Consider the following 23,691-nt stretch of genomic DNA (forward strand, 5'->3'; position numbering starts at 1 on the left):
GTGTGCTGCGTTCAGCGACGATCGCGATCAACGGGACCCAGCAAACCTTCCCGCCCGCGGTGAACCCGCAACAGCAGGCGCTGTTGGCTGCGCTCGAGCACGGGAAAACTCAGGCACTAAGCAAATGAGCCAACTCGGGTCAACTGTGGAGGTCGACCGCCGCCTCCATGTTCGGACAGCTGGAACTGGTGGTTTGTCGGCGCTACAACCAGTCGACTTCGTAGCCGGAGTCAGGTTTCCGACCGGTGGATTCGAACTCGTCGGCGGTGGTGTCAGTCTCGGACCAGTCTGCATGCGTGTCACCTAGTGCGGCGTCTACGGCGTTGGTGATGGTTCGCGCTTGTAGGTCCGGTTCGTGGGTGTGCTTGGTCGGGTCGGGTGTGGCGGCGGCCAGGTCGGTGTCGGCGATTTCCAGGCGTGCCCAGAGTGCGGCGGCGGGCATTTCGTCGGGTAGCGAGCGGGCGCCGGCGGCATTGGTGAGCTGGTTTTCTATGTCGAGGCCGGCGCGGGCGGCGGCGTCGATGTTGGTGGCGATGATCGGCCATGTGGGGTCGGTGCTGATGCGGGGGTCGATGCGGTCGACGGTGGCGGCCCATCGGTGCTGCGGTAGGCGGGTGTTGCCGTCGACTTCGAGGATGCGGCGGTGCAACTGTTGTTGGTGCGCGCGTTCGATCGCGATGTATCGGGCGGGTCCGGTCGGGCGGGGGTCGGACTCCGGGACGTGTAATCCCGCACGCCAAATGGCAAGGTCGGCAATGAGTTCGGGATCGGTACCGAGCAGTGGTCGCGCCCATTTCGGGGCGGTAGCGGTGGTCCAGGCGCGGGCGGTGTCGCTGACCTGTCGGGCGAGTTCGGCGACAATCCGTTCGCGGGCCTGCACGGGGGCGGTCTCTGCGTCGGAGGTTGGGGCCTCGGTAGGTAGTCCTGGTGTCCACGCCAACGGTCCGGGTCCGGCGGAATGGTTACCGGTGGGGTCCAGTCGCCAGTCCAGTACGGCGGCGGGATCTGTCACGGTGTCGAGTTCACGCGCAGCGATGGCGGTGCGCAGTTCGGTGACGGGGTCTGCCCCGGACAGGGCGAGCATGGCGAGGTGTTGGCGTAGGACCGAGTAGGCGGGGCTGCCGGTCAGTCCCGGTACGAGTCGTTCGGCGATGCGGTCGATGGCGTCGAGTCGTGTTGTGCCGATAACGTTTTCGGCGGTCATGCCGAGTGTGTCGAGATAGATGTCTACCGCGCGGCCGATCCGGCGTGCGGGGTCGAGCGCGTCACGGAGTTCGGTGTGAGCGGACGTGCGTGCGCCGTCTCGGTCCAAGACGTGGTGCAGGTGTTCGACGGCGGTACGCGGGTAGTGCGCGGGCACGGTGTAGATATCGCCCTCGTCGCCGTCGAGCGCGGTCGCGATGTAGGCGTGGTTGGCCTGGCGTCCGCGCGTCATCGCGACATAGAACTGTTGGCGCGACTCCCGCCCGGACAGCGCGACGTGGCAGGAATCCGCGGTGATACCTTGCGCGGAATCGATGGTCGCGGCATAGCCCAAGTGCAAATGTTCGTGCACGTACTCCCCCGGCAACCGCACCACCGCGTCGGTATCGCGACCCTGCACGCGCCGTGCGACGGTGACCGCGCCGTCGGAATGCACTTGCCGGATGGTCCAGGAGTAGCCGTTGCGCACCCAATCACGGGCACCGACCCGCAAGCGGGGGTCGTTGCGGCGGGTACGCACGATGTCACCGGCTGAGGCCACCAACCTGTCAGCAAGGAACACATGCGGGTCGGGTACACCGGCAGCGGTGATCGCGGGAGCGGTGCGCGCGATCCTGTCCGCGCGGGCGCGCACGTTCAACGCGGACACGATGTCGTGAGTCGGTGCCAACATCACCGCATCCCATCCGTGGGCGATGTCGGCGGCCCACGCTCGGTAGGCGTCGGCGTAGACGGTGCCGAGGTGTCCGGCGTGGATGCGGCCGTTGTCCAGGTACCACGCCAATGCGAGCGGGTCACCCTCGCGTAAGCCGGTCGAGGCCAATGCTTCGCCGCGTTGGGCGAACCGCACAACCTCGGTGAGCGTGGGTGCTTGCTCGGGTGCGGCGTGGGTCATGTCGGTGTGGACGCCCCCGGCATCGATTGCCGAGAGCTGTCGGTCGTCACCGATACAGCGCACAGTGGCACCGCGTCCGGCCAGATACCGCAGCAATTGCAGGCGTTTGGTGGTCGGCAGGGTGACGTGTTCATCGACGATGACCAGCGTTGTCGCGTCGATGTCGAGGACCCATTGCGGCAGAAACGGCAGGTTCTCGCTGGCGTTGTCGGGGCGGTGGGCGTCGATGACGTGCAACAGTTTGTCCACGGTTTCGGCGCGGGTGCCGATCGAGTCGCCCAGCACGGACGCGGCGGCGGCTGTGGGTGCCATTCCGAGTACGGTTCCACCACCGGATTCCCACGCGGTGGCCAGGACTTGCATGGCGGTGGTTTTGCCGGTTCCGGCGGGGGCGTTGGCGGTGTGGACACGCATTCCGGCGCTGGCGAACGATTCGATCACCCGAATCTGGCCGGGGTTCAAGGGTCGGTCGGGGTGGGCGGTGTTGTATTCGTAGACCGCGCGCGAGACCAATCCGGGGTTCAGGATGACTCCACCGGGCTCGACCGACAGCGCGATCAGTTCGGCTTCGGCGGCCAAGGTAGATTCGGTGGTGTAGATCTGGGAGTTCGCGCGGGTGTGGATCGGGGTGCCGTCGCGGCGACGTAACCACGCCGGGACCGCGCGGAGGTCGGGTTGTTCGGTGAGGTCGGGGTCACCGCGCGCGACCGTTGATGACGGTGACAGCGCTTGTGCCAGGACTTTTTCGGTGGCGTCGGCCCATTCGGTGGGGGCGATGTTCCCGCGGATTTGTCGTTCAACCTCCGTACGGAGGTTGAACACCCGCCAGGTCGCGCGCTTGTCCGACACTGCGGCTAGGGCTTGGTCGGCGAGGTGGGTGATGAACGCGCGATCCGGTGCCGGACGCGGCACGCGCGAAACACCTACGACACGGGCTTCGATGTTGTCCACAACATCGATCCCGCCGAGCACTGCGGCGGCATCGGCGCGCCAGCTCGCCCGTTGTTCGGTGCGTGAGCCCGGAGCGTGCTTGCGGGGGCGGGTTTCCAGGGTGGCGCGTTGGCCGAGGTCGTGGACTTCGCTGGGGGTTGGTTCGCGCCCGAACGTGGTTTGGAATGCGGCGGTGAGGGTGTCGAGGCGGTCGGCGATCACGGCGGTACGCCGGGACCAGTGGTGGATCAATGGCAGTGGGAAGCCGACGATTTCGCGGACTCTGACTTGGTCGGGGGTTCGGTCGGTGCGGGTTTCGAACTGCACGTTCAGCGCGGTTTCTAGGTGGTGTTCGAGGCGGGTGTCATAGATTTCGGACACCGTGACCACCGCTTCGTGAATCACGGTGCCGTTGACGGTGCGCCATTTGCCATCCGGTGTGCGGACCCGATTGGCGACTAGAACATGGGTGTGTAGGTCCGGGTCACCCGCGCGGGAATCGCGGTGGTCGAATGTCGCGGCGACCGCTCCTTGCACGTCGACGTGTCGAACCCCGTTGCGCCCCAACCGGGTGAACAGCGCATTGTTCTCCAACCACGCCAACGCGTCGGTGATCGCGGCACGGTGAGCGGTCTCGATGGTGTGCGCCAGCTGCGGTGTCGCGACTGCCCACAACCCTGACACGCTCTTGACGGGGCTGAACGTGAAGTCGAACCCGGCGACCGCTGTGCGGTCCGGGCGCGAGTTCTTCGCGACCCATCCCGACAGTTCACGCGGGTCCAACGGGGCACGCTCGTACTCGGTGGTGAACATTTCGGTCGCGATATCAGTGCGGATCTGCGCGCGGATCGGGTCGGGAATATGGGCGGTGACGCACTCGCCCTGGGCGGTGTTGTAGTCGCGGTATGCCTGCGCGGTGGCGGCGGGGAAGTCCGAAGTAGTCGAATAGACGGCGAACTTGTTGCCGAGTTTGGTTGCTTTGTCGGCCAATCGGGCGGCGTAGGCGGGGCGTACTCCGGCCGCGAGGTGGTGCGCGTGGACGCGTTCGCGGACTTGGTCGGCGTTCGGGTGCATCCCGGCACCGAACAGAAACTTCATCTGGTCTTCGGTGACTTCGTCGCCGGGGGTGATGTCGAGGTCGGAAAGTCCGCTGCCGTGCCAGGTTCCGGGGGCTTCGCCGTGTTCGTTGTAATAGTCGGACAGCGAGGCGCGCCCGCGCGCTGTGGTGTCGTTGGCGGCGGTGTTGCGCAGGTAGTACTCGTAGCCGTTGCCTGCGGCGACCTTGTGCATGGTCGCGACCATGCCTCCATGAGACACCCAAAACGGGCGAATTCAAGGCGACCTAGTCTGTGAATCCTTGCGCAGACAGCGTTTCCGCAGGACGTTACCAAACAGTGATCCTGAGATGAAAGATGTCTGAATGTGAAGGAGCGAAAAATAGGGGTAGGGGGTATGTAGAAATGAGGGTGAGTTTAGTTGCGAGGGTGGGGCATTGATGGGGTGGGGTGGGGTGGGATGTGTTGCGTGGGTTTGGGTGTGAGTGCGATGTGTTGGGTACCGGTGGGATGGGGTCGGTAGGTCTGAGGTGATGAATCCGGCGCGCCGGGCGGACGGGCGCGCGCGCGGGGGCGGCGGCACCGACCGGGCGCCCCTCCCGGTACCGAAATTTGCATACTTGGCCGACTTTCGACCAATGGCACACTGGGACGCGGAAGAGCCGCGAGATCAGGGGACACGTCGATCTACTGAAAAGGAACACAAATGTCCCTTCACAACAGAAAAGTTCGTCCACACACAGGCCGGTCCGGTGTCTCTCAGTCGGGCCGACCTGACGAGCAGGCTCTGCCGGTCACCGACTCCCCGGCAGCCTCGGCACCGGCCGACAGTGCGGCCACCGATGGCGCGGACTCCGATACCGCAGCGACGCAACAGCGACCCGCAACGCAGGACAACACCGATGGGCACGGGCTCGCGCTGATCGGACCGACCAGCGAAGCCACACGCCGTTGGGTCGCTGAAAGCAGGATGCGGCAGGGGCTATCGCCTCGCATCACCGATCCCGTCGTGCTCGATTCACTGGCGCTGTTCTTGCGCAACGCGATCGACTCCCTCGACCGCGATCGCCGCCGCCGCGACGACATCTGAGTCCGGTCACAACTGCCGCCAGACGATTTCGACTGAGGACTTGTCGAACCGCCACACGCGCCCGTTCTGGTCTTCCCACTTCGCGGCGTAGATGTTCGCGGGCCGCACGATCACTTTCTCGATCACGCGGGCGGCGGCCTCGTGCCGCCACCGCGAACCCTTGGTGGCCCATGCCTTGCGCAACTCCCCAGGTGTGGAGCCGATGTCGGCCAACACCGCCAGCGCCTGACTCGAGCGCAACGAATCCTGTTCGGCACGCATGGTCTTCAAGCTGGCTTTGAGTCCGGTGATGGTGCGGTCGATAACCCGCAAGTCGAACTCGTCCCCCGCACCGCTCAACACCTCGGTGCGGCGGTCGGCCTCGGCGTCGAGGTTGCCTGCGGTGGTCTCGATCCGTTTCTGTAGTGCCGCGATCTGTTCGGCGTTGTCGTTTCCGCGATCCAGACGCGCGAGGATGTCAGGGTTCTCGTACTCGGCGATCACCGCTTGCCCGACGAACGTCTCCAACGCGTCCGCGTCGCGGAAGACCCGCCCGCACGCACACACGACTTTGCGCGCGTCCTTGGACCGGCAACCGTAGCGGCGCTGAATCACCGGGGGCCCACTCTTGCGCGTGCGTTCCAGTGCCGAACCGACCAACCAACCCCCGCAGTACTGCCCAGCGCGGTCGGTGTTCTCTCTCCAGGTGCCGCCGCACTCGGCCAACCCGGTCAACCAGTAGAAGGCGTTGCGCTGGCGTGGTCGCTCGGGGTTCTTGGACCGGCGGTGCGCGGTTACCGCCGCACGCATGGCGTCGTGTTCGGCACGAGTGAAGATCGCGGGCCACTGCCCGCGATGACGGGTACCGCTGCGCTCGTGGACGCGAGTGCCGTTGCCTTCGGGGTTGTTCAGGCATTCGCAGCGGTCGCCGTTGGCGTCGGTGTGCTCACCCTGGTCGTACGCCACATACGCTTCCAACAGCAGTTGCCTGGCGAGCCTGCCCACACCCCACAGTTCGCCCTCGGCAGTGGTCACACCCCGCGCGTTCCAGTCGGTCACAATCGAGGTCTGAGTCTCACCGTTGATGAGCCGATCACGGCCCTCCCGCAATACCTCCACTTCCTCGTCACGCAACGCGCACCGGTCCAGGATCTCGGCACCGGTGATCGGATGGGTCCCGGCCACCTTCCCGTATCCGAAGCGGCGCGAGCCTCCTTGCATGACTCCTTTCGCGGCTTCTTCGCTCATCCGCTCCAAAAGGTTCTCGGTGTTGACTTCGCGGTACTCGACCGCCTCCGCCACCGCGACCATGAAATTCTTGCGACCCGCGCCGGTGGTCAGGTCGTAGTCGGTGGCGTTGACGAAGCAGTACCGCACACCCTCATCACGGCCCAGCTTCATTAACTCGTTGCCCAGGTCGTAGTCACGGGTCAACCGAGCCACGTCACGAGTAAGCACGACTTTGGCCGGACCACCGGTCACCAACCCCAGCACTTCCCGCAACGCGGGCCGGTCAGTGTCGGCCCCGGACATGTCGTTGTCACACCAGATCCGCGCCAACGCCAGATTCTTGCGCTTGGCCCGTTTGACCTGGTTCTTGGCTTGCAGGTGAACACCCTCGGCGCGGTCCTTCTCATCGCGCGAGATACGGACGTAGCCGTACACCCACTGAGCGGGGTCGACATCGGCCACAGCAGCCGCCAAACCGGTGTTGATCTCGGTGAGCCAAGCGGGCTCGACCTGGGTCTTTGTCTTCGATCGCGTCATGTACAAATTTTATGAGAAGGAGTGCATAACGGGTACCTTTCCGGCGTCAGCGTCGAATACCTGATCCGCCTGGAACAGGGCCGCGACAGCCACCCCTCTTCTCAGGTGCTCTCCGCACTCGCCGAGACCTTGCGGCTGAGTCCGCGAGAACGCGTGCACCTGCATCAACTCAGCAAGGGCGTGTCCGGTTTCAGTTGCGGTGCCGCCGAGAACGGCCCCAACCGCACGGTGCGCCCGACGATCCTCGCCATTCTCGCCCAACTCGAACCCGCACCCGCCGCGATCACCAACCGCTTCACCGAAGTCCTGGCCTGCACCGAGGGTTATCGGAAACTGATGACGCCCAGCGGTCTGTTCGAGCAGGGCGAACCCGCCAACCTGGCCCGGTTCGTCTTCACCCATCCCGGTGCCCGCGAGCTGTACGCGGACTGGGACGCGGCCGCCGACAAGCTGGTCGCCGCGCTGAAACAGGGCCCGTTCCGTGCCGACCCGATGGTCGCCACCCTGATCGACGAACTCACCGTCACCGCAGGTAGCGCCTTCACCGACCGGCTCGCGACGCTGCCCGGACTGCCACCGTCGGGCGGGATCAACCCTCTCAGCCACCCCGAAGCGGGCATACTGCGCCTGGCCTACGAATCACTGGATCTGTCCATCGACGACGACCAGTCCCTCTACGTCCTGCTCCCCGCCGACGAAGCCAGCGCGAACGCCCTGGACCAGTTGCTCGGACGCCGCCCCGGCGGCCTGCGCGCCATCGCAAGCTGACCAAGGCTTCGCAGTGTCGGACCCGACCGGTAGCCTAGGAAATCGTGCATCCTGACGTTATCGCCGACCTCGCCGAACTCGACACCACGCTCAAGACGGTCGAGTCGGTCCTCGATGTCGAGGAGCTACGCCGCCGCATCGACGAACTCGAGCATCAGGCCGCCGATCCGGAGCTGTGGAACAACCAGGACCACGCCCAGCAGGTGACCAGCGAGCTCTCACACGCCCAGAGCGAACTGCGCCGCGTCGAAGAGCTGCGCCAGCGCCTCGAGGACCTGCCGGTGCTCTACGAGCTGGCCGAAGCCGAGGAAGACGCCGCGGCCGCCGAAGCCACCGCCGACGCCGATACCGAGCGCGTCGCACTGCGCGTCGACATCGAGGCGATGGAGGTGCGCACCCTGCTCTCGGGCGAGTACGACAAGCGTGACGCGCTGGTCAACATCCGTTCCGGCGCCGGTGGCGTCGACGCCGCCGACTGGGCGATGATGCTGATGCGCATGTACATCCGCTGGGCCGAGCGGCACAAGTTCACCGTCGAGGTCTACGACACCTCCTACGCCGAAGAAGCCGGCCTCAAGAGCGCCACCTTCGCGGTGAAGGCGCCCTACGCCTACGGCACGCTCTCGATCGAGATGGGCACGCACCGCCTGGTCCGGATCAGCCCGTTCGACAACCAGGGCCGCCGCCAGACCTCCTTCGCAGAGGTCGAGGTGCTGCCCGTGGTGGAGACCACCGACCACATCGAGATCCCCGAGGGCGAGATCCGGGTCGATGTGTACCGCTCCTCGGGCCCCGGCGGCCAGTCGGTCAACACCACCGACTCCGCGGTGCGCCTGACCCACATTCCCACCGGCATCGTCGTGACCTGCCAGAACGAGAAGTCGCAGCTGCAGAACAAGATCTCGGCCATGCGTGTGCTGCAGGCCAAGCTGCTCGAACGCAAGCGCCAGGAGGAGCGCGCCACGATGGACGCGCTCAAGACCAACGAGGGCGCCTCGTGGGGCAACCAGATGCGCTCTTACGTGCTGCACCCGTACCAGATGGTCAAGGATCTGCGCACCAACCACGAGGTCAACAACCCGACCGCCGTCCTCGACGGTGACATCGACGGGTTCATCGAGTCCGGTATCCGCTGGCGCATGCGCGATCAGGCCGACGCGTAGCCAGCTGTTCGCTCACAAATGGTGCGCCAGAGCACGTTTGACGACAAGCCGTGACCGACCTGTAACCTTTCTTGTGTGTGTTCGACCGAACCGAAACTGTGCCTGTGCAGGTCCATGAAGGAGACGCGATGACCCACGTCCTCGCGGCCGACAGCGGACCCGAGATCGCCGACTGGATGCGTTCCAGTGGGCTCGAGATCGTCCTGTTGATCGTCGGCGCGATGCTGTTCGGCCGGTTCGCGGCGTTCCTGCGCGACCGGGTGACCACCAAGATCGACTCGACCTTCCAGACCAGCGATGCCCTGGTCCGCACCGAAGCGGCCAAGCACCGCCACGCGCTGGCCCAGGTGGTCACGTGGGTGGTGCTGACCATTGTGTATGTGCTGGTCGGCATGGAAGTGCTGCGCAGGCTCGGGTTTTCGGTGACAGGTCTGGTCGCCCCCGCCGCGGTGCTCGGTGCCGCGCTCGGTTTCGGTGCCCAGCGCATCGTCCAGGACATCCTGGCCGGGTTCTTCCTGATCACCGAACGCCAGTACGGCTTCGGTGACGTGGTGCAGATCGCGGTCACCGGTTCCGCCGATCCGGCCGAGGGCACCGTCGAGGACGTGACCCTGCGCATCACCACGCTGCGCAACTCCGACGGCGAGGTGATCATCGTCCCCAACGGGCAGATCGTGAAGGTCACCAACCTGTCCAAGGACTGGGCGCGCGCCGCGATCGACGTGCCGGTGTCGGCGCAGGCCGATATCACCAAGATCAACGAGATCCTGCACGCGGTCTGCACCAAGGCCTACGAGGACCGGCGGCTCAAGCCGCTGCTGCTCGACGAGCCGTCGGTGATGGGCGTCGAGGATCTGTCGATGGATGTGATGAACATCCGGATGGTTGCCCGCACATTGCCAGGCAAACAATTCGAAGTGGGCCGCGAACTGCGCGTGCGCGTCGCCGCGGCCCTGCGTAAGGAGGGAATCAGTGAAACCACGTAAGTCCACAGCGATCCTGATGGCGGCGTGGCTGTCGACGTTCGTCGTCTATGTGTTCGTCAAACCGACGGAGACGACGCCGGATGGCTCCACATCGTTCCTCAATGCCGTTCCGACCTGGGTGAATGCCGAACCCGAGCGCTGATCGGCGCGTCGGGTCCGGCGGAAGCGGCCCCGTAGCTGATTACACTGACCCCTCGTGATCAGCATGCGCAACGTGAGCAAGTCGTATCCGACCTCGACACGGCCCGCGCTGGACAATGTTTCCGTCGATGTGGAAAAAGGCGAGTTCGTCTTCATCATCGGCCCGTCCGGTTCGGGCAAGTCGACTTTCCTGCGGCTGCTGCTCAAGGAAGAGGCGCCGACGTCGGGCGAGATCCGGGTCGCGGACTTCCGCGTCGACCGGCTGCCGGGGCGCAAGGTGCCCAAGTTGCGGCAGCGGATCGGCTGCGTGTTCCAGGACTTCCGGCTGTTGCAGCAGAAGACCGTGGAGCAGAACGTGGCCTTCGCGCTGGAGGTGATCGGCAAGCGGCGTCAGTTCATCGAACGGACGGTCCCCGAGGTGCTCGACATGGTCGGGCTCGGCGGGAAGGGGCAGCGGTTGCCCTCGGAGCTCTCCGGTGGTGAGCAGCAGCGGGTGGCCATCGCGCGCGCGTTCGTGAACCGCCCGCTGGTGCTGCTCGCCGACGAGCCGACCGGCAACCTCGACCCCGACACCAGCGCCGACATCATGGCGCTGCTGGAACGGATCAACCGCGTCGGCACCACGGTGCTGATGTCGACCCACGACAACCACATTGTCGACGCCATGCGAAGGCGGGTGGTCGAGCTCGACCAGGGCAGAGTCGTGCGCGACGAAGCGACCGGCGTCTACGGGGTGGGTCGATAATGCGACTGAGTTTCCTGTTCACCGAGGTTATCGACGGCCTGCGCCGCAATCTCACGATGACCATCGCGATGATCCTGACCACGGCGGTGTCGCTGATGATGCTCGGCGGCGGCCTGCTGTCGGTGCGGATGGCCGACAAGACCGAGAACTTCTTCATCGGCCGCCTCGAGGTGCGTTTCTACCTCGACGACGCGGTCTCCGACACCGATCCCGACTGCGCCGCCGACCCCTGCAAGGTGCTGCTCGCCGACCTCAAGCAGACCTCGGGCGTGGAGAGCGTGCAGTTCCTCAACCGCGCCGACGCGCTGGAAGAGGCGAAGAAGCTGTTCGCGGATCAGCCGGAGATGGTGCAGTACATCGCCGATTCGCCGCTGCCTGCTTCGTTGCGGGTGAAGATGACCGATGCCGATCAGTATCAGCACATCTACGACAGTTTCGCGACCAGGCCGGGTGTGCGGATCGTGGCAAACGACAAGGAGTTCGTCGACCGGCTGACCAGTCTGTTCGACGGGCTACGCAATGCGGCGTTCGGCTTGGCGCTGGTGATGGCGTTGGCCGCGATGCTGCTGGTGTTGAACATGGTGCAGATCGCCGCGTTCACCCGGCGCACGGAAGTCGGCATCATGCGCCTGGTCGGCGCGACCCGCTGGTACACCCAGCTACCGTTCCTCCTCGAAGCGGTCGCGGCCGCGTTCGTCGGCTCGGTTCTCGCGGTACTCGGCCTGGTGATCGCCCGCCCGCTGGTGATCGACCGGGCCCTCGGTCCGCTGTTCGACAGCAATGTCTTCCCGCGCATCACCGGCGACGACATCGCGGTGGTGGCCCTGACGATCGCGCCCGTCGGCATCGTCTTCGCCGCTGTCACGGCCTATCTCACCCTGCGCTACTACGTGCGCGAATAAAACGGCCCGTTCCTGTCCGACGCCCGTGAGTGGACTCCACTCACGGGCGCGCGTCACTCACGGGCGTAATTCCCGCGCGACCCCGTGTGAGTCAGGCTCGCATCGAGTTGCGCGGCGAGATGAGCGCGCTGACGGTCCAGATCAGCGATCCGCCGGTCCAATTCGGCGCTCCGATCAGCCATGACCCGCACCGACATCTCGCAGGCCTGCACCGGCCCGTCGTCCTGCGCGCACGGCATGAGCAAGGCGATATCGTCGGTATTCAGACCGCCTGCCAACAGTTCCCTGATCCGGGCGACCGTCTCGGGCGCCGACTCGGGATAGCTGCGATAGCCGTTGCTGTCGCGGTGCGGATGGAGTAATCCCTGCTCCTCGTAGTAGCGCAGCAGCCGCGTGGCGACCCCGGTACGTTGCGCCAGTTCGCCGATCAGCATGTGATCACCGGCACGTTCGGCTTGACCTTCACACCCATGTCAATCCCTAACGTCGCCGGTATGACAACAATTCCGCTCCAAACCACCGTCCACGGCTCCGGCCCCGGCATCCTTCTCGCGCACGGCGGGGGTGGCTCGATCGAAAGCAATTTCGGCGCCGTGATCCCCGCCCTCGCGGCCCGGCACACCGTGGTCGCCCCGGACTATCCGGGCGACGACACCCCGTTGACCCTCGATGACCTCGCCGACGCCCTGGTCGCGGCCGCCGTCGACGCCGGTGTCGAGACCTTCACCATCGTCGGTTTCTCGCTCGGTACCGCGGTGGCTGTGCGCGCTGCCGCACGTCATCCCGAACGCGTCACCGGTCTCCTGCTCACCGCCGGGCTGGCCGCACCCGACAATCGAGCACGATTGGCCGTGCAGGCCTGGCAGGACCTTCTCGACCAGGGCGCGCACGAATCCTTCGCCCGTCTGGTCCTGCTGACCGGGTTCTCCACCGATTTCGTCAACGGCCTCCCGGCCGCGACCGTCCACACGATGGTCCGGCAGACCGCCGACTCGATCCCCGGCGGCACGCGCCAACAGGCTGCCCTGATCGAAACCGTCGACACCACCGCCGACCTCGCCGGCCTCTCGGTCCCGACCCTCGTCGTCGCCACTACCGCCGACCTCCTCGTAGACCCGGTCAATTCGCGGGCACTCGCCGCGGGCATACCCGGTGCCGAGTACGCCGAAATCGAGGCCGGGCACGTGGTCATGGTCGAGCGTCCTGACGAGTGGCAGAAGCTGCTGACCGGTTTCCTCGACCGGCACGGGCTCTAACCGAGCGTGCGTAGCTGCGGCCACACTTGCGACCAGGGCCGAATCGGATTGCGGCAGATGAACATCGGCGCGCCCTGTTCGTCGTTGTCGATGCCGAGGCCGTTGTCGAGTACGCCTGCGGGCTCGACGGTCGAGCAGAGTTCGGTGAGTCGTTCGTGGTCGATGCCGACGGTGAGGACCTCTGTCGCCGAGTCCGGCGGGGGTCCCCACCACCAGTACGCGTTGTGGCCGGAGTGTGGCGTGGGTAGGGAGTCGCCGTAGCGCTCGATCGCGCCTGCCTCGCCGTAGTTGGCGGTGAGGATGGAGGCGCCGGGCGGGTGGGCGGCGGCGATCTGTTCGACGTAGCGGGGCCAGGCGATGGTTTCACCCGCGTCGTAGTTGATCGCGAGGATGGGCGAGTCGCGCAGCCACGCGACCGGCAGCACGGGCAGGAACAGCAACGCCGACATCATCGCGTTGATCACGAGCACGGAAGTGACTGCCGCCCAGCGTTTCCGGTCCGAACCCAGCCACCGGCACAATCCGACAGCCCCCGCCGCGAGCAGCACCGGATACATCCCACCGAGGTAATAGGCCTTGCCGCCGGTCGTGAGAAACACCACGAACAGCACCGCGAAGGTCAGCGGAAACGCTCGCCACGGCGAGTTCCACAGCCGCCACAGCCCATACGCCCACAGCGGAACCAGCACCACCCCGAACAACCCGAACTGCAAGAGCACGAACATGACCGGCGAATCCGAGGTCCCCGACGAACCACCGGCGATCGCCCGGCTCAGCTCCCACTGCGGCCACCCGTTGCTTGCCTGCCACCACAGATACGGCAGCTGCAACACCAGCGCCAGACCGGCAGCGAGCCCGAAGTATGTGGTGACGAACAGCTTTCGATGACCGGTCACCGCGAGGGCCCCGGCCAGCACGAGGACCGGCACGATCAACAGCACCTTGTTCTGCAATCCGATGCCGACGACGAGCCCGATCACCAGCCACCATCGCCGATCCCGCCCGAGCTTCAACACCAGCAGGCAGATCAGCACCCAGGCCGCCAGGTCGAACACCGTCGTCCCCAGCATGTGCCCCACGCCCATCATCAGGGCCGAACTCGCCACCGCACCGGCCGCCAACGCCCGCGCCCCGCGCCCACCGCCCAACTCCCCCGCGATCAACCCGGCGCACACCACCACAAACGTGGCCGCCGCGATGGCGGGCAATCTCATGACACATAACGAATCGGGGTCGATCGCAGCCATGAGTCTGGCCAGAAACGGCGACAACGGCGGCTGATCAGGGTAAGACCAGTCCAACCGCTGACCTGCGGCCATGAAGTACAGCTCGTCGCGGTGATAGCCGTAGCGTCCCGCGCTCATCAGCAGAACGAGCGCGAAAACGGACGCGATGACGGGCACCCGACCAGCGTGACAGAAACCGCCGATTCTCCGACGGGTCACAACGCTTCTTACTCCGGAGTAAGATAGACTTACCGAAGAGTAAGATGGTGGGGTCGAAGGCACCCCGACAGCCGAGGAAATCAGGTGATGATGAGCACTCGAGACAGCGCGACGAAGCGACGTCCGAACGACACGTCCGCGGTCGGCCTCAGCCAGCCCAAGCGGGACTGGATGGGCGCCGCGATGCGCGCTTTGACGACCATTACCGGGTCGGAGCTCGCGGGCAAGTACAACCTGCGCAAGCCGATCGAGCGAGTCACCTACGAGGGCACCAAGACCGGGTTCCGCACCCTGGGCGCGGCCACTCGTACCTTCGCGAAGGTGGCGGGCGGCGGTGAACCCAAGCGTCTGGTCGACAACGAGTCCAAGACCAAGGGCTACTTCGACCTGACCCCGACCGACGAGCAGCAGATGATCGTCGAGACGGTGCGTGACTTCGCGAGCGAGATCCTTCGCCCCGCGGCCTACGACGCCGACAATGCCGCCAAGGCCCCGCGCGATCTGCTCGAGCGCGCCGCCGAACTCGGCATCACTCTGATCAACGTGCCAGAGGAGCTCGAAGGCGCGGCTTCCGAGCGCGGCGCCGTCACCAATTCGCTGGTGGCCGAGGCTCTTTCGCACGGCGACATGGGTCTGGCGCTGCCGATCCTCGCCCCCAGCGGGGTCACCGTCGCGCTGTCGCAGTGGGGCACCGACGCCCAGCAGCAGACCTACCTGCCCGCCTTCACCGGCGACGCCGTTCCGCAGGCCTCGGTCGTGATCAACGAGCCGCGTGCTCTGTTCGATCCGTTCGCGCTGCAGACCAAGGCCGTTCGCTCCCCCAGCGGCTACAAGCTCAACGGTGTGAAGAGCCTGGTCCCCGCCGCCGCCGATGCCGAGTTGTTCATCGTGGCAGCCGAACTCGACGGGCGCCCCGCGCTGTTCATCGTCGAGTCCGACACCGCCGGGCTGTCGGTGGAAGCCGATCCGAGCATGGGTCTGCGCGCCGCCGGTCTGGGTCGACTGATCCTGGACAACGTGGCCGTCAGCGCCGATGCCATCCTCGGCGACGGCGATGCCAAGGTCCGTGCCGCCGAATACGGTGACGCGGTGCAGCTGGCCCGCCTCGGCTGGGCCTCGCTCGCCATCGGCACCGGTCAGGCCGTGCTCGACTACGTGATCCCGTACGTGAACGAGCGTGAGGCGTTCGGCGAGCCGATCTCGCACCGTCAGGCGGTGGCCTTCATGGTCGCCAACATGGCGATCGAGCTCGACGGCCTGCGCCTGGTCACGCTGCGTGGCGCTTCGCGTGCCGAGCAGGGTCTGTCGTTCGCCCGTGAGGCGGCGCTGGCGCGCAAGCTGGCCACCGACAAGGGCATGCAGATCGGTCTGGACGGCGTGCAGTTGCTCGGCGGTCACGGCTTCACCAAGGAACACCCGGTCGAGCGGTGGTACCGCGACCTTCGTTCCGTCGGTGTCGCCGAAGGCATCGTGCTGGTCTAGGCCCGTTTCTCACCTTCCAGGAGCCCCCTCATGATCAATCTCGAACTCCCCAAGAAGCTGAAGGCGAGCGCCAACCAGGCCCACCAGGTCGCCGCGCAGATCTTCCGCCCCATCTCCCGTAAGTACGACCTCGCCGAGCACGAGTACCCGGTCGAGCTCGACACCATGTCGGCCATGATCGAAGGCCTCGCCGACTCCGGCACCCAGCAGATCGGTGGCGCGTCCGGCGGTCGTGGCGACGAGGTGTCGGTCATTCCGTCGGCGAATGCCAACGGCGGCAACATGTCCTCGCTGATGAACACCCTCGAAACCGCGTGGGGCGATGTGGGCCTGCTGCTCACCATCCCCTACCAGGGCCTCGGCAACGCCGCGATCGCCGCGGTGGCGACCGACGAGCAGCTCGAGCGCTTCGGCAAGGTGTGGGCCGCGATGGCGATCACCGAGCCGTCCTTCGGTTCCGACTCCGCCGCCGTCACCACCACCGCCGTGCTCGACGGCGACGAGTGGGTGCTCAACGGCGAGAAGATCTTCGTCACCGCCGGTGAGCGCGCCACCCACATCGTGGTGTGGGCGTCGGTCGACAAGAGCCTCGGTCGTGCCGCGATCAAGTCCTTCGTCGTCCCGCGTGACGCTCCGGGTCTGTCGGTGGCGCGGCTCGAGCACAAGCTCGGCATCAAGGCCTCCGACACCGCGGTGCTGCTGCTGCAGGACTGCCGGATCCCGGCCGACAACATCCTCGGCTCGGCGGAAGTGAACGTGGAGAAGGGTTTTGCCGGGGTCATGCAGACCTTCGACAACACCCGCCCGCTGGTGGCGGCCATGTCGGTCGGCGTCACCCGCGCCGCGCTCGAGGAACTGCGCGCCGTCCTCACCGAGGCGGGTGTCGAGATCTCCTACGACACCCCCGCGATGAACCAGTCCGCCGCGGCCGCCGAATTCCTGCGCATGGAAGCCGACTACGAAGCGGCCTACCTGCTCTCCCTGCGCGCCGCCTGGATGGCCGACAACAAGAAGCCGAACTCCCTCGAGGCCTCGATGTCGAAGGCCAAGGCAGGCCGCACCGGCACCGACGTCACCCTCAAGGCCGTGGAACTGGCCGGCGCCATCGGCTACTCCCAGCGCACCCTGCTCGAGAAGTGGGCCCGCGACTCGAAGATTCTCGACATCTTCGAAGGCACCCAGCAGATCCAGCAGCTGATTGTGGCTCGCCGCGTCCTCGGAAAGACCAGCTCCGAGCTCAAGTGACCTGGTAGACAACGAAATCCGGTGCGAGTCGACGTCCTGACTCGCACCGGATTTCTTGTTTCCGGAAGCCGTCCGACTCGGACTCATGGTCACTCAGGCCGCATCCAGGCAGTTCGCGGTGGGAAGCTCCCAGATGTGGGCCGACTACTGCCAGTCGGCCAGACACTCCGACAGCTACACACCCGGGGCATCGTCAAGTATGATCGAAACCATCACGTGAGTGATGCTGAGCGGGTAGGACGCCGCGGACACGACGCCCTACCCTGGTGGGTTACCTAGCCAGCCAGACTCGGCGGACCAACAAGAGCGCCCCGGCGATCACGGCAGTCATTGCAAGGACAATGCCGTAGTCGACCGGGGCCTTTGTCTTGCACCGGCGATGTTGTGCCATCTCCCACCACCTCCTTCCTCGGCGCGATGCGGCCTGGACCAGCTGCCACACCGCCCCTGAGCTGGAGGTGACCCCAGCATCCTCGAGGCAACCCCGACCGGAACCGTTTGCACCCCAATCATTTCCGGCACCCAAACCATGTTTTCAACGGGCGAACGAATCGTTGAGCTACCGCGATCGCACACACCTGGCCCGATGTCCGCAGCTCCCGCATAATCACCACCCAGCACAAGCACCATCTGGACGGCCGGCTCCAGTCAACGAACCGCAATCACGGACCAAGGCACTGTCGTTGAACGTCCCCGAGTTGGTGAGCGCCCATCACTTCGACGGTGTAGTAGGTCAGGCCGGGGGTCTTTCGCCCTTCGCGCAGGGTGTCGGCGTTGACATCCGCCAGCCGCAGCACCCGTGCGCCGCGACCGGCGATCAGGATCGGCGGGCTGTTCGAGCCAGGCGTACTGGTCGAGCTCGGACGTCGGCTCGCGGAACTCCGCGACCATGCGCTCTAGCTGCGAAACCCGCTCGCCCGCAGAGGGAAACGGGATCCCGGCCGCGTCGAACTGCGCGCGGTCGTAGTCGGCACCGAGCCCGAGCTCGACCCCGCCGTCCGAGTACCGGTCGACGGTGGCGACGTCGCGGGCCAGCGCTCGAATCGAACCCGGTCGGACCCGCCGGCTATCCCGAGTTCGCCGTAGCCGATGGCGGCCTGACCGGCTCCGAGGCGGAGCTGCAAGCGGCCGTCGGACACCAGGTCCAGGGTCGCGGCCTCCGCGCGAGAACGAACGGATTGCGGAAGTCGTTGCCCAGCAACCATGTTCCGATCTTCGAGCGTGGTTGTCGTCGTGGCGGCGTAGCTCAACGCCGTCAGGGGCGCGGACACCGGCGCGGGCAGGTCGGACAGAAGCAACGCGGAGATCCCGGCGTCCTCAGCCCATCGCGCGGTCGATATCCACGACTTCGGGTCGGCGGAGAACAGTGACGAGGCCGAAGCGAAAAGGGTGGTAGCTCACGGATTCTCCGGTGCCGCGTAGGCGCGCAAGAAGGTGTCGACGGCGGCGGTGGCGACCACGTGCTCCCCGCCGGAGGCCGCTGTCACCACTGATGCTGACGGCGAACCGACCGCCTAATGATGCCAGTCGGTAGTTTCCGAGCGTCCGGGGCTCAGCTAGCCATAGTGGACAGCATGATCGAACGCCACTGTTGCGGTACACAATTCATCGCTCTATTTCTAGTGATCGAAACCGCAGCGATGAGACCAAAAGGTGTTCAGTTCGGCAGGGGTCCGTGGGCCTGAGCGATGTCGGTCACACGAGCCAGTCTCCAGAAGCGGCCCGCTTGTAGGGTCGTCAATATGAGTACGGGGGAGCACGTAGAACTCAGGGATTTGCGAATCTTCTTGGCTGTCGCAGAGTCACTGCACTTTGGCAGGGCCGCACGAGATCTCGGCTTCTCCCAAGCACGGGTTAGTCAGATAGTACGTGAGCTAGAGCGCGCTGTCGGGGGACCGCTTTTTGTGAGGACTAGCCGCAGAGTGGAGCTCACCAGCCTCGGGAAGAGATTGCAGGAAAGTATTGCATGCCCCCTTCGAGATCTACGCGCCGCATTGGAGGCTGCGGAGGAGATAGCGGGCGGCATCTCTGGACGAGTGACATTGGGGTATACAACACCCGTCGCGGGTGGACCGTTGATGGTGAAAATAGTGCGATCCTTCTGTCAAAAGTATCCAGGCGCCTGTGTCGAGGAACTCGATCTGGGGCTGGACCGAGATCCGATCGCATGCCTGCACCGCAAGGAGATCGATCTCTTGGCCACCCGGCTTCCGATCGATCGAGAGGGTATAGAAGTCGGTCCGCTACTGTCCTCCGAAGCCCGCGTTCTCGCGGTTTCCGTAGACCATCCCCTCGCGAAACATGACACCGTAAGCTGGGATGCGGTGGCCGACTATATGGTCCCGAGTGCTCCAGCCTTTCCGATCGAGGCACTTCGGGATCTCGTCCCTGAGAGCTCGCCATCAGGTTGCGTGATCCGGCGCGGCCCCGCAGTACGTACATTCAGTGAACTGCTTCTCCAAGTGGCGCGGGGCGATGTGGTACACCCCACAGTCAGGTCTTTTGATCAGTACCACCAGCACCCCCAGGTCACGACCATCCCCCTCTCGAGTCCCACGCCGAGCCGAAGCGGTCTTGTCTGGTCATCTATCGAGATCACACCGGCTGCCCGCGCGTTTGTGGATTGCGCGCGGGAAATAATAGCAGAGTATCCGATCATGTAGTTTCGATAAGCGGACCTTATCGCTGGGTTCACTGAACGGCTCTTGATAGTGACCGCCTTCTCCGATGAAATGGGTACCGACAAGCAGGGAGCAATTTCAGGCGGAGCAACCGGTTGATAATTGACCGGGAGCCCGGAGGTATCTGGGGGTTGCGTGCGTATCTTCTACTTCACTAAGTTCCCTCCACTGCAAGGTGGAATGAGTGCTCGCGGTCTGTTCATCGCAAAGGAGCTTGGACGTCGCGGTCACGAAGTCCACATCTTCTCCGACTCGCTCGCAGCCGAGCCTCACGAGCGGGTGAACAATGCGCCGCTTCGAGAGCTGTTGAATGTTGTTGGCGATCGGGTAAGCATTCACTGGACGGAGGCTGCCGAACATACATTCTATCGCCGCCATCCTGGGGGGCGGCCAGCAGTTTCGCAGCTTGCCTCACTCGCGCTGTCCGCAGCCGAGCGGAATAGACCAGATGTCATTATGGGATCCTTTATGGAACCGTTCGGCGTCGCTGCGCACCTCGTCAGTAAGACCATCGGTGTGCGGCTCGTCACTGCTCACGCTGGTAGTGATATCGGACGATTGATGCGCGCTAGGGACAGCCAGTTTCTGTATCATCGGATACTTCTCGACTCGTCCGCGATACTGACAACGCCTCGACATTCGGCCTATTTCGTGTTGATGGGTATATCGCCTCGACGACTGCACGCGCTGCCGGCGCCTGCGCCCGCATGGGCGCCGAGTGAACCGGCGCCACTCCCCGACGAACCGCCAACTGTGTTGATCTACGGCAAACTTCCAGCCGATGACAGTTACCTTCGAAAAGTTGTCGATGACTGCGCGCAGATCGATGTCCGAACCAAGGTCGTTGGACACGCTGCGTGGCCAGCGTCGAGCGGTGTTCAGTCCGGGAATACTTTACGGACGTTGCCCTTTGTGTGGCCATGGAAAGTGCCGGACTTGATTTCCGGGTCTTCGCTGGTCGCCGCGTTGCGTAGCAGCGGAACCGTTGAGGTCCCCCACCACCACGGGCTAACGGCGGTCGAAGCGGCAGCAATGGGACGGCCGGTCGCACTGCATTCGAGCGACGCAGCAAATTTCCACATGACCGGCCTTGGACTACCCACCTCGCACAGCGAGATGATGAGTTTGCTCGGCGGACGTGACGCCGGCAACGAGTTGGCCGGTCTCGGGAAATCGTGCTTCGACTGGCTGCAGGGCCAGTTGTCTTCTGGCGCGAGCGGCTTGGTGCTGTTTGCATCGTACGTAGATCGCATCGAACGTGTCTTGACTGTTCCCGATGAACCCGCGGATGAGAGTGTCGTGACAGATCGAGTGTCCCGACTGCTGAATGCGCCCATCCAGGGAGGTATCGACCGACAGGTACTTCGCAGTGAGCGACGTGATGCCTATCAACCAGTCAGAGCGGCATTACACTACACGGATCGGATGTCGTGTAATGCGCGGATTGTGCGACGTGTACCAATACGGTACACGGAGCTCCCCGACCAGCAGTATTATGTTATTGCACATTCTGCCGGAAGTCATCCGCATGAGCACATATTGCCTGAAACCGCATTCGCCCTTTTGCGATCTGCCGACGGAACCAAGAATCGGGTTGAACTCGAACCAGGAGAGATCATGCTTTTGCAGGCGCTATCGGACCGCGGATTAATTGCTCTATGCGATGCCGACCTGCTGCCATCGCAAGACGAATTGCCATCCTTGTCAAGAATTGAGTCCTCGCGTGGTTGAAATGGATGCAATTAGCGTGGGGATCTCATACCGGCCAAATTTTCGGGAATTCTGCCTCTCTGAAGACGGGCGCAGACTGATCGGCCACTTGGAGATGCCTATAGAGAACATTACTGGGTACGGCACTGTGAGCGCCTCGGCCATGCGTTTGTCCAGACAGTATCCAGTCATACTGCACGGTGTAAGTCAATCCTTCGGGTCCGAGTCGTTTCCATCTCGATCGGACTCGGTTCGCATCACGCAACAGGCCGTGGAATTGTTACGGCCAGCATGGGTGGGTGACCACATTTCGACATCTCTCCACCAAGGGGGTGATAGTCGGCAACTTCTGCCAGTTGAACGTTCCGAAGAGATGGCAAAAGAAGTGGCAGGGCGCGCGAATTCCTTTCGACGTGCGGTCGGGGTGCCAGTGGTTCTTGAGTATATCGCACACGCTTTCGACCCTGGGGGGCCACTGACAGAATCAGAGTTCATAAGATCGGTGATGCGCGAAACTGAGTGCGGGCTCCTCCTTGACCTCCACAATATTTACGCCAACTCTATGAACTTCGGATTCGACCCCTTTGCCTTCCTGGCGGAGCTTCCCATGGATCGAGTTACGCAGATACATATTGCGGGTGGAGAAACTGCCAATGGCTTCTATTTCGATTCACATAACTCGGGCGTGCCCGACGTAGTATGGGGATTGCTATCCGAATCGATAGCTAGAACCGGTTCGACAGCAATAACTCTGGAGCGTGATGACCCTGCGGCATGCACGGCAGAAATAATTGCCGATCTCGAAAAAGCGACTCATATCGCCAAGGATGCGCTGCGTGGATCACCGGCTCATATGCGTAATTCAACTGCGCGACCCATGCCCGCAAAAACCATCCGACATGAGTCCAAAACCACCCTTCACGATATCGGAAATTCTTGCGAGCATTCTCGAAAGTCTCGGACCTGCGCTACAATCCGAAGGGCGTATCCGTTCTCGTGGGAGATCATCGAGAATCAAATAGTGAACAATTGGAGAGTGTTCGAAAAGGCAGGCGAACGGTATGCTTCCGCCGCTGATAAGGCGAGTGCGGCGCTGTCGCTCGTCGCCGAGACTTTGCCTGCGCAGCACCGCTGGCGCGCAGATATAGACGCGCAGCTGTCACGGTTAATTTTTGCCGAAGACTCAGAAGACCCAATTGTCGTTGAATTTTCCGTCGAGAATGAGTATTACGTTCTCCGCCGGAACTCGGACTTGACTATAACAGTCAAGCGCCACGCGGTTTGCTAACCACGTGCGTGTTAAATTACCACAGGCGGAGGGGAGGTGACACACATGAACACGCAACGCGAAATGATCACCGATGTCCAGTTCGAAATCGAGATGGAAGCCGACGGCGGCATCTGCGACCAGGTCATCATTACTCCGGTCTAAGCACCGCGTAGCAGAGCTACTGGAGCGAGGTGGACCTCGCTCCAGTAGCTCTAACCAACGAAGAGAGGATGATCGTGACTGGCGTCGCGACATTACGGCAATCGGGATACTACGTCTCTCCAATACGAGTCGATGATGACTTGATCGATATCCTGAGGGTGGCCAGCGATAATGCTGTGCGCGCCGTCGTCATGTCGCCGGCCGAGAACAACTACCGGCACGGAGACGGAGATCGTGGTTTCGGATATGTTCGCCGAATCGAGAACCTCTGGACTCTTGATCCGGCGTTCGCTTCACTGTTGGTTCACAGGCCGATCATTGAGACAGCTGAGGCGGCGATCGGTGCTCGAGCCATGCCCGTCAATGCTCAATTGATAATAAAGGGCGCGCGGGAGAGCGGATCGCTGAACTGGCACTTCGACCCAGATCCGGTGGGAAAACCTCGACCCGCGGATGACTATGTTCTGGCGGTTTACCTGGAGGACTCGAGCTCTCGCAACGGAGCTATCCAAGTTGTACCTGGATCGCATCGGTGGAGCTTCAAAAGGCGGATCGGCTGGTTGCGGGAGCACCCTCAGATAGCTAGCGATCCAGCTGCGGAGGCGGTCGAGTTGAGCTGCCCTGCAGGAACGATCTGCCTGCACGAACGGGGAATCCTTCATGGGTCGCCGCCAAACAGGACCGACGGTCAGCGCCGCACGATATACGTGCACTACCGCAGCAAGGAGTTTTTGACGGAAACCAGGGGCGAAAACTATGTGGCGAAGCTGGCTGCATCGTTGGCCGGCTTGCCCGCACTTGGTTCGGTTCGTTGAG

Annotated in this window: 20 protein-coding genes; 15 read left to right on the forward strand and 5 right to left on the reverse strand. The window is 64.0% G+C overall.

Features of this window, described 5'->3' with window-relative positions; all coding sequences use genetic code 11:
- Positions 1-202: 202 nt before the first annotated feature.
- A complete protein-coding gene (gene mobF / locus ACFWUP_RS21125) occupies positions 203-4,330 on the reverse strand; it encodes a MobF family relaxase (protein WP_379236777.1) in 4,128 nt (1,375 codons plus the stop codon).
- A gap of 459 nt (positions 4,331-4,789) precedes the next feature.
- Between mobF and ACFWUP_RS21130 the strand changes: the two genes are divergently transcribed.
- Positions 4,790-5,173, forward strand: a complete 384-nt coding sequence (locus ACFWUP_RS21130; protein ID WP_379236779.1) for a hypothetical protein — start codon at positions 4,790-4,792, stop codon at positions 5,171-5,173.
- Positions 5,174-5,179: 6 nt separating this feature from the next.
- On the opposite strand, the gene ACFWUP_RS21135 is transcribed toward ACFWUP_RS21130, so the two are convergent.
- The gene (locus ACFWUP_RS21135) at positions 5,180-6,919 is read right to left on the reverse strand and encodes a recombinase family protein (RefSeq protein WP_379236781.1); all 1,740 of its coding nucleotides are present in this window, start codon (positions 6,917-6,919) and stop codon (positions 5,180-5,182) included.
- 21 nt (positions 6,920-6,940) lie between these two features.
- Between ACFWUP_RS21135 and ACFWUP_RS21140 the strand changes: the two genes are divergently transcribed.
- The 6 genes from ACFWUP_RS21140 (at position 6,941) to ftsX (ending at position 11,624) form a co-directional block, all read left to right on the forward strand.
- Positions 6,941-7,687 carry a helix-turn-helix transcriptional regulator gene (locus ACFWUP_RS21140; RefSeq protein WP_379236783.1) on the forward strand — a complete coding sequence of 249 codons (747 nt, stop codon included), beginning with the start codon at positions 6,941-6,943 and terminating at the stop codon, positions 7,685-7,687.
- 44 nt (positions 7,688-7,731) lie between these two features.
- Positions 7,732-8,850 carry a peptide chain release factor 2 gene (gene prfB, locus ACFWUP_RS21145; RefSeq protein ID WP_379236785.1) on the forward strand — a complete coding sequence of 373 codons (1,119 nt, stop codon included), beginning with the start codon at positions 7,732-7,734 and terminating at the stop codon, positions 8,848-8,850.
- Between the two features lie 128 nt (positions 8,851-8,978).
- The gene (locus tag ACFWUP_RS21150) at positions 8,979-9,836 is read left to right on the forward strand and encodes a mechanosensitive ion channel family protein (RefSeq protein WP_379236787.1); all 858 of its coding nucleotides are present in this window, start codon (positions 8,979-8,981) and stop codon (positions 9,834-9,836) included.
- Positions 9,823-9,978: a hypothetical protein gene (locus ACFWUP_RS21155; RefSeq protein ID WP_379236789.1), complete on the forward strand. Its 156-nt coding sequence runs from the start codon at positions 9,823-9,825 to the stop codon at positions 9,976-9,978. Before ACFWUP_RS21150 ends, ACFWUP_RS21155 begins: the two co-directional genes overlap by 14 nt.
- Positions 9,979-10,032: 54 nt before the next feature.
- Positions 10,033-10,722 (forward strand): cell division ATP-binding protein FtsE, encoded by a 690-nt coding sequence (ftsE, locus tag ACFWUP_RS21160; RefSeq protein ID WP_379236791.1) that lies wholly within the window; start codon positions 10,033-10,035, stop codon positions 10,720-10,722.
- The gene (gene ftsX, locus ACFWUP_RS21165) at positions 10,722-11,624 is read left to right on the forward strand and encodes a permease-like cell division protein FtsX (protein ID WP_379236793.1); all 903 of its coding nucleotides are present in this window, start codon (positions 10,722-10,724) and stop codon (positions 11,622-11,624) included. Before ftsE ends, ftsX begins: the two co-directional genes overlap by 1 nt.
- 53 nt (positions 11,625-11,677) lie before the next feature.
- On the opposite strand, the gene ACFWUP_RS21170 is transcribed toward ftsX, so the two are convergent.
- Positions 11,678-12,058: a MerR family transcriptional regulator gene (locus ACFWUP_RS21170; protein ID WP_379236795.1), complete on the reverse strand. Its 381-nt coding sequence runs from the start codon at positions 12,056-12,058 to the stop codon at positions 11,678-11,680.
- A gap of 60 nt (positions 12,059-12,118) precedes the next feature.
- Between ACFWUP_RS21170 and ACFWUP_RS21175 the strand changes: the two genes are divergently transcribed.
- Complete coding sequence (locus ACFWUP_RS21175; protein WP_379236797.1) at positions 12,119-12,880, forward strand: alpha/beta fold hydrolase; 762 nt, start codon at positions 12,119-12,121, stop codon at positions 12,878-12,880.
- Here the strand turns inward: ACFWUP_RS21175 and ACFWUP_RS21180 are convergent.
- Positions 12,877-14,283 carry a glycosyltransferase family 39 protein gene (locus tag ACFWUP_RS21180; protein ID WP_379236799.1) on the reverse strand — a complete coding sequence of 469 codons (1,407 nt, stop codon included), beginning with the start codon at positions 14,281-14,283 and terminating at the stop codon, positions 12,877-12,879. The two genes, ACFWUP_RS21175 and ACFWUP_RS21180, sit on opposite strands and share 4 nt — an antisense overlap.
- A gap of 126 nt (positions 14,284-14,409) precedes the next feature.
- Here ACFWUP_RS21180 and ACFWUP_RS21185 point away from each other — a divergent pair, with 126 nt between their 5' ends.
- From ACFWUP_RS21185 to ACFWUP_RS21195, 3 genes are all read left to right on the forward strand, one after another.
- A complete protein-coding gene (locus ACFWUP_RS21185; protein ID WP_379236800.1) occupies positions 14,410-15,807 on the forward strand; it encodes an acyl-CoA dehydrogenase family protein in 1,398 nt (465 codons plus the stop codon).
- Between the two features lie 30 nt (positions 15,808-15,837).
- Positions 15,838-17,052, forward strand: a complete 1,215-nt coding sequence (locus ACFWUP_RS21190; protein ID WP_379236801.1) for an acyl-CoA dehydrogenase family protein — start codon at positions 15,838-15,840, stop codon at positions 17,050-17,052.
- Positions 17,053-17,826: 774 nt separating this feature from the next.
- Positions 17,827-17,952 (forward strand): hypothetical protein, encoded by a 126-nt coding sequence (locus ACFWUP_RS21195; protein ID WP_379236802.1) that lies wholly within the window; start codon positions 17,827-17,829, stop codon positions 17,950-17,952.
- On the opposite strand, the gene ACFWUP_RS21200 is transcribed toward ACFWUP_RS21195, so the two are convergent.
- Positions 17,949-18,419 (reverse strand): LLM class flavin-dependent oxidoreductase, encoded by a 471-nt coding sequence (locus ACFWUP_RS21200; protein ID WP_379236978.1) that lies wholly within the window; start codon positions 18,417-18,419, stop codon positions 17,949-17,951. The two genes, ACFWUP_RS21195 and ACFWUP_RS21200, sit on opposite strands and share 4 nt — an antisense overlap.
- Before the next feature lie 375 nt (positions 18,420-18,794).
- On the opposite strand from ACFWUP_RS21200, the gene ACFWUP_RS21205 reads away from it, so the two are divergent.
- The 4 genes from ACFWUP_RS21205 to ACFWUP_RS21220 all read left to right on the forward strand — a co-directional run bounded on the left by ACFWUP_RS21205 (position 18,795) and on the right by ACFWUP_RS21220 (position 23,690).
- Positions 18,795-19,715, forward strand: a complete 921-nt coding sequence (locus ACFWUP_RS21205) for a LysR family transcriptional regulator (protein WP_379236803.1) — start codon at positions 18,795-18,797, stop codon at positions 19,713-19,715.
- Between the two features lie 153 nt (positions 19,716-19,868).
- A complete protein-coding gene (locus tag ACFWUP_RS21210; RefSeq protein ID WP_379236804.1) occupies positions 19,869-21,464 on the forward strand; it encodes a glycosyltransferase in 1,596 nt (531 codons plus the stop codon).
- Between the two features lies 1 nt (position 21,465).
- Positions 21,466-22,731 (forward strand): DUF692 family multinuclear iron-containing protein, encoded by a 1,266-nt coding sequence (locus ACFWUP_RS21215; RefSeq protein WP_379236980.1) that lies wholly within the window; start codon positions 21,466-21,468, stop codon positions 22,729-22,731.
- Positions 22,732-22,943: 212 nt separating this feature from the next.
- Positions 22,944-23,690: a phytanoyl-CoA dioxygenase family protein gene (locus tag ACFWUP_RS21220; protein WP_379236805.1), complete on the forward strand. Its 747-nt coding sequence runs from the start codon at positions 22,944-22,946 to the stop codon at positions 23,688-23,690.
- The last annotated feature ends 1 nt before the right edge of the window (position 23,691 follow it).

The organism is Nocardia sp. NPDC058658, assembly GCF_042716665.1.
In the GTDB taxonomy this organism is placed as follows: domain Bacteria; phylum Actinomycetota; class Actinomycetes; order Mycobacteriales; family Mycobacteriaceae; genus Nocardia.